The organism is Kitasatospora sp. NPDC057595 (assembly GCF_042800875.1).
Lineage (GTDB): Bacteria > Actinomycetota > Actinomycetes > Streptomycetales > Streptomycetaceae > Kitasatospora.
Genome location: NZ_JBHVGL010000020.1, coordinates 173476 through 179858 on the forward strand (window position 1 = coordinate 173476; position 6383 = coordinate 179858).

At 72.1% G+C, this 6383-nt stretch carries 7 protein-coding genes; 6 read left to right on the forward strand and 1 reads right to left on the reverse strand.

Going from position 1 to position 6383, the window contains the following annotated elements:
- The first annotated feature begins 33 nt into the window (after positions 1-33).
- From ACFU9E_RS27245 to ACFU9E_RS27255, 3 genes are all read left to right on the forward strand, one after another.
- Entirely contained in the window at positions 34-1344 is a 1311-nt protein-coding gene (locus tag ACFU9E_RS27245; RefSeq protein WP_380686926.1) for a sensor histidine kinase, read from the forward strand.
- Between the two features lie 321 nt (positions 1345-1665).
- Positions 1666-2646: an acyl-ACP desaturase gene (locus ACFU9E_RS27250; RefSeq protein ID WP_380686928.1), complete on the forward strand. Its 981-nt coding sequence runs from the start codon at positions 1666-1668 to the stop codon at positions 2644-2646.
- Between the two features lie 454 nt (positions 2647-3100).
- On the forward strand, positions 3101-3400 hold the full coding sequence (locus tag ACFU9E_RS27255; RefSeq protein ID WP_327681335.1) for a DUF4193 domain-containing protein: 300 nt from the start codon (positions 3101-3103) through the stop codon (positions 3398-3400).
- Between the two features lie 255 nt (positions 3401-3655).
- Here ACFU9E_RS27255 and ACFU9E_RS27260 read toward each other — a convergent pair whose 3' ends face one another.
- Positions 3656-4105, reverse strand: a complete 450-nt coding sequence (locus ACFU9E_RS27260) for a DUF3093 domain-containing protein (protein ID WP_380686930.1) — start codon at positions 4103-4105, stop codon at positions 3656-3658.
- Between the two features lie 85 nt (positions 4106-4190).
- Between ACFU9E_RS27260 and ACFU9E_RS27265 the strand changes: the two genes are divergently transcribed.
- From ACFU9E_RS27265 to ACFU9E_RS27275, 3 genes are all read left to right on the forward strand, one after another.
- Positions 4191-4802, forward strand: a complete 612-nt coding sequence (locus ACFU9E_RS27265) for a PaaI family thioesterase (RefSeq protein ID WP_380686932.1) — start codon at positions 4191-4193, stop codon at positions 4800-4802.
- Positions 4799-5266, forward strand: coding sequence for a dUTP diphosphatase (gene dut, locus ACFU9E_RS27270; RefSeq protein ID WP_380686934.1), 468 nt, complete (start codon positions 4799-4801; stop codon positions 5264-5266). Before ACFU9E_RS27265 ends, dut begins: the two co-directional genes overlap by 4 nt.
- Before the next feature lie 69 nt (positions 5267-5335).
- Complete coding sequence (locus ACFU9E_RS27275; protein ID WP_380686936.1) at positions 5336-6139, forward strand: DUF3710 domain-containing protein; 804 nt, start codon at positions 5336-5338, stop codon at positions 6137-6139.
- The last annotated feature ends 244 nt before the right edge of the window (positions 6140-6383 follow it).

A 6383-nucleotide genomic window follows, 5' to 3' on the forward strand; every position in this document is an offset into this window, starting at 1 on the left:
GCCCGCCCCGGCGGACGCCCCGAGAGGACCATCATGACCACCCCGCCCTCCGCCGGCGGGCCCTCCGGCGCGCCCACCGGCGGGCGCGCCGTGCCCAATCGGCCCGTACCGCCCAAGCCCGCCCACCCGCCGCGGGCCCCCCGGCTGCACTCCTCGCACGACACCTACGTGCCCGGCGACGGCATGCTCGCCTGGCTGCCGTTCCGCCCCACCATCCGGATCCGGCTCACCCTGCTCTACGGCGGGATGTTCCTGATGGCCGGCGTGGTGCTGCTGCTGCTGATGTACGTGTTCGTCAAGCAGGCCCTGCGGGACGTCCAGCCGCCGCCCTTCGACTTCGGGCCCTCGGGCGCCCGGGTGAACGGCGCCTGGATGAGCACCGACCAGTTCAACCAGTACCTCGCCAACATGCACACCCTGAAGTCGGACAGCGCGCTCAACACCCTGCTGCGCAAGTCGCTCACCATGCTGGTCTGCCTCGCCGTGATCGCCTTCGCGGCCGGCTACGCGATGGCCGGCCGGGTGCTGCGCCCGCTCGGCCGGATCACCCGCACCGCCCGCGAGGTGGCCTCCTCCGACCTGCACCGGCGGATCGAGCTGGACGGCCCGGACGACGAGCTCAAGGAGCTGGCCGACACCTTCGACGACATGCTGGAGCGCCTCGACCGCTCCTTCGACTCCCAGCGCCGCTTCGTCGCCAACGCCTCGCACGAACTGCGCACCCCGCTGGCGATCAACCGCACCCTGCTGGAGGTCCAGCTCTCCGATCCGCAGGCCTCGCCCGACCTCCAGCAGCTCGGCAAGACCCTGCTGGCCACCAACGAGCGCAGCGAGCAGCTGGTCGAGGGCCTGCTGCTGCTCGCCCGCAGCGACAACGAGCTGACCGACCGCCGCCCGGTGGAGTTCTCCGAGGTCGCCACCCGGGCCCTGGAGCAGACCCGGGCGGAGGCCGCCCGGCGCGAGGTCGACCTGCGCGCCTCGCTGCACCCGGCGACGGTCTCCGGCAACGGCGTCCTGCTGGAGCGGATCGCGCTCAACCTGCTGCAGAACGCCGTGCGCTACAACGCCCCGGACGGCTGGGTCGAGATCACCACCGCCCCGGTGCCCGGCGGCGGTGAGCTGGTGGTCTCCAACACCGGCCCGGTGGTGCCCGGCTACGAGCTGGAGCACATCTTCGAGCCGTTCCGCCGGGTCAAGGGCGCCGACCGGACCCGCAGCGACAAGGGGGTCGGCCTCGGCCTCTCGATCGTCCGCTCGGTGGTCCGCGCCCACAACGGCACCATCGAGGCCACCCCGCGCGCCGGCGGCGGCCTCACCATGCGGGTGCGCATCCCGGCCGGGTGACCGGCCTCCCGACACACCGGGCGCCCTCCCCTCCGGGCGGGTGCTCCCCGGGCCTCCGCGGCCCCGTCACGGCCCTTCTCGGGGCCATGGCGGGGCCGTTGCGCCGTCCGGGTGAGCGAAGTCCGTGCGCCGACCGTTTCCAGCCGCCCCCGCCAGGCCCGTCAAGACGACATAAGGCCTGGCGGGGGCGGCTTGTCATTTCCGGCCCGGGCAACTTACGGTGTCGTAACCTACGCGACCGTAAGTGCCGTCCGAACGGACTCCGGCGTACCCGTCCAACGCGCCCGTACCGCGCGTGCCCGTCCCCCAGGAGCCAGCCCCGTGACCATCGCCCCCGCGCAGCGCAGCACCTCGCTCGGTTCGAGCGCCTGGACCGACACGCGGCTGATCCTGGCCCTGGAAGAGGTCGTCGAGAAGGAGCTCGACCGGCACCTCAAGGTCGCCAAGGACTGGATGCCGCACGAGTACGTCCCGTGGAGCCAGGGCCGCGACTTCGACGGCGTGCTGGGCGGCGAGGCCTGGGAGCTCGGGCAGTCCAAGGTGACCCCGCTCGGCCGGGTCTCGCTCGTGGTCAACCTGCTCACCGAGGACAACCTCCCCAGCTACCACCACGAGATCGCGACCATGTTCGGCCGCGAGGGCGCCTGGGGGGAGTGGGTCCACCGCTGGACCGCGGAGGAGGGCCGGCACGGCATAGCCATTCGCGACTACCTGCTCACCACCCGGGCCGTCGACCCGAACGAGCTGGAGCGGGCCCGGATGGCCCACATGTCGGACGGCTTCTCGTCCGACAACGCGCACAGCATGCTGCAGTCGGTCGCCTACGTGGCCTTCCAGGAGCTCGCCACCCGCATCGCGCACCGCAACACCGGCCACTCCGCCGGCTGCCCGCTGGCGGACCAGCTCCTCGCGAAGATCGCCAATGACGAGAACCTGCACATGGTCTTCTACCGGAACCTGCTGAAGGCCGCCCTGGAGATCGCCCCGGACCAGGCCATGCGCGCCGTCACCGACGTGGTGACCAACTTCCGGATGCCCGGCCACGGCATCCCCGGCTTCGAGCGGGCCGCCGCCCAGATCGCCCTCGGCGGCGTCTACAACCTGCGTATCCACCACGACGACGTGCTGCAGCCGGTGCTGCGCCACCTCAAGATCATGGAGCTGGACGGCCTCGGCCCGGACGGCGTGCGGGCCCAGCAGGAGCTGGGCCTCTTCCTCGACGGGCTGGAGGCCCAGGCGGCCAAGTTCGACGAGCGGCAGGCGGCGCTGCTGGCCCGCCGCGCGGCCCGGCAGCAGGCATAGGAGCTTGGGCGGATTTTCCACGGTTTGCCCGGGGTGGCGGCGAACGTGAGCAAGCTCACACCGTGTCGCTCCACGGGATCGGGCGACGCCGGAGAGTGATCATGCCATCGGCCCCTCCGATCGCCGTCCGTGAGCGGAACGGCGATCGGAGGCGAGTCGGAGGGTTCGCCTCCCGCCCAGGTGGGCAAGGGAATTGGCGGGCGCGCCGAGGAGCTTCGCTTACGGAGCGTGTCCAGCATGTGGTCACTCGCACCCCGCGACGATGGCCCTGCGTGAAGCCCCGAACGCCCGAGTGGATCACCCCAACGGACCCCTGGCTGAGTGTCGATTGAGTAACGGGGCTTGAAGTAAGGCAAAATCTCCGCCTCGGGTCGGGCACAAGACCGACCCCCCATGCGTTACGTGCGCTGGAGATACCGCACACACCGCACAACCCGGAGGGGGAGAGCGAAATATGGCTACCGACTACGACACCCCACGCAAGACCGATGACGAGCTCAACGAGGACAGCATCGAGGAGCTCAAGGCCCGTAGGAACGACAAGGGCGGCAGCTCGGTCGACGTCGACGAGTTCGAGGCGGCCGAGGGCATGGAGCTCCCCGGCGCAGACCTCTCGAACGAGGAGCTCTCCGTCCGGGTGCTGCCGCGGCAGGCCGACGAGTTCACCTGCATGAGCTGCTTCCTGGTCCACCACCGCAGCCAGCTGTACAGCGAGAAGAACGGCAACCCGATCTGCCGGGACTGCGGCGCCTGAGATCCAGGGCGGTCATGACTCGGGCCTCGCGGTGTTCGCGAGACCGGTGCGACGCCCCTTCCGGCCCCGGGCAGCGGGGCCGGACGGCAGCTCCGGCGTCCGTCGTGACGGACGCACCAGTCATACGGTCGGATGGAAAGCGTTTCCAGGAAACGCGAAGGGACGGTACCGCCCAGGCGGTACCGTCCCTTTCCGTTCGGTCGTCTCCTGCTCCGTCCCGTCCTGCCCCGCCCGGGCCCGTTGCCCGGCCGGGCCTCAGGTGCGGGCGTTGCGGCGGGCCTCGTCCAGGGCCTCCGCCAGCTTCATCGGCGAGCGGGTCGAGAGATAGAGGTACGGCGTCGGGTCCGCCGGGTCGCTCACCTCGACCCGCAGCGCGGTCGGCACGTAGCTGCGCAGCAGCATGAAGGCCCGCGGGTCGGCCTTCGGCCCGCGCCAGGCGGCGGCGTCCGCCGGGCCCAGCGCCTGAGCGGCGCCGAGGGCGTCCACCGGGATCCGGGCCGGGCCGGCCACCAGCGAGCCCTGGACCACCCGGATCCGGGCCGAGCCGTAACTGCTGATCGCGGCGGCGCCGGCGGCGATGCCGACCACCAGCCCGACCAGCGCGCCCACCGCGCTGAGGCGCAGCAGGATCAGCGCGAGGGTGAGGCCGATCACGACCGGGAACAGCCACCAGGAGCGCGGCACGGTGAGGCGTTCGTCGTACATGCCCTCCATTGTGGGCGCCATGACGGCGGCGCCCGGACGCAACCCCCGTCCGGGGCCCGGCTACCGCTCGGTAGGGTGGGGCGCCGTGACCGGTTCGACTGCCCCCACCGCGCCCGCCGCCCCCACGACCCCCACCACGCCGCCGCCGGAGGCCGTCCTCCCGCCGCGCGCCCCCGAGGCCCCCGCCCCCGGCACCCGGCTCGGCTCCCACTACGAGCACTGCTTCGGCTGCGGCCCGCAGCACCCCGGCGGCCTGCGGATCGAGGCGGTGGCCGGCGAGGGCCTCGACGTCACCGCCGAGTTCACCGTCCGCCCGGAGCACCAGGGCGGCCCGGGCCTGGCCCACGGCGGCCTGCTGACCACCGCCATGGACGAGACCCTGGGAACGCTCAACTGGTTGCTGCACGCCCCCGCCGTCACCGGTCGGCTGGAGACCGACTTCCTCTCCCCGGTACCGGTCGGCTCCACCCTGCACCTGCGCGCCTGGGTCACCGGTGTGCACGGCCGGAAGATCTACAGCGCCGCCGAGGCACGGATCGGCGGCCCCGACGGGCCGGTCGCGGTGCGCGCGCAGGCACTCTTCGTCCAGGTGAAGCTGGAACACTTCACCAAGCACGGTCGACCCGAGGACATCGAGAAGGTCCTCGACGACCCCGACCTGATGAAGCGCGCCCGAGCCTTTGAGGTGAACCCTTGAGCACCACCCCCCGCGAGCCCCTGGACGTCCTGATCCGGCGGATCGACCCCGAGCTGCCGCTGCCCGCGTACGCGCAGCCCGGCGACGCCGGCGCCGACCTGCGGACCACCGTCGACGCCGAGCTGGCCCCCGGCGAGCGGGCCGTGCTGCCCACCGGCGTCGCCATCGCGTTGCCCGACGGCTACGCCGCGTTCGTCCACCCCCGCTCGGGACTGGCAGCTCGTTGCGGCGTTGCTCTGGTGAACGCCCCAGGGACGGTCGATGCCGGGTACCGTGGAGAGATCAAGGTGATCGTCGTCAATCTGGACCCGCGCGAGGGCGTCAGCTTCCGCCGAGGGGACCGGATCGCCCAGCTGGTGATCCAGCAGGTCGAGAAGGCCCGCTTCCACGAGGTGGCCGAGCTGCCTGGGTCGGCACGCGCCGAGGGCGGGTTCGGGTCGACCGGCGGCCACGCCGCGGTCTAGGCTGCCCGCGGCCTCGCAGGAAGCCGAGCAGGTATTCGCATCGGTCTTGGACCGGGAAGGACAGTGACCGTGTTCCGTCGTCGCCAGAAGAGCGAGGACGCTGTCGAGCAGCTCGCCGACGACGCCATCAGCGCCGACGAGACGGCCGATGACGTCGAAGGTTCCGCCGAGAGCGAGAACGTGACCGAGCTGGACCCGGCGGACCGGGTCGGCCTGCCGCCGGCCCCGCGTCCGGACGGGCCGTGGGACCACTCCGAGCTGGAGAACCCGGAGGAGGGCCGCGTCGACCTCGGGGGCCTGCTGGTCCCCGGTGTCGAGGGCATGGAACTCCGGGTGGAGGTGGCCGGCGACGCGATCGTGGCCGCCACCCTGGTCCTCGGCAACAGCGCCATCCAGCTGCAGGCCTTCGCGGCCCCCAAGTCCGAGGGCATCTGGGGGGAGGTCCGCGAGGAGATCGGCAGCGGCATCACCGCGCAGGGCGGCATCGTCGAGGAGGAGGAGGGCCCGCTCGGCTGGCACCTCCGCGCGCAGGTCCCGGTGCAGCTGCCGGACGGCACGCAGGGCGTGCAGCTGGTGCGCTTCGTCGGCTGCGACGGCCCGCGCTGGTTCCTCCGCGGCGTGATCTCCGGCCAGGCCGCCGTCCAGCCCGAGATGGGTGGGGTCCTGGAGCAGGTCTTCCGGCAGACGGTCGTCGTCCGCGGTGAGACCCCGATGGCGCCCCGCGATCCGATCGTGCTGAAGCTCCCCGAGGACGCGCAGATGGTCGCCGACGGCGGCGGCGCCGTCGCGGCCACCGGCGAGGGTGAGAACCGCTTCGGCAACACCGCGCTGGACCCGTTCGCCCGCGGCCCGGAGATCACCGAGGTCCGCTGAGCAGCACGTGTGAGCTCGCCGATCGCCCCCGCCCGCACCACCGGGCGGGGGCGATTTGCATGTGGCGGCCCCGTCCCCGTACAGTTCCGGAGTCGCCGCGAGAGAGCGGGGACAAGCGGAAAGCGAAGTCCGATGAATGAAACTCCGGAAAACGGAGCGGAAAACGTCTGATAAGCTGGAAACACGAAAGAACGAAGCGCCCGGAGGGCCCGCTGGAAGGCGGCTCGAAGGAAGCGTCCGTTCC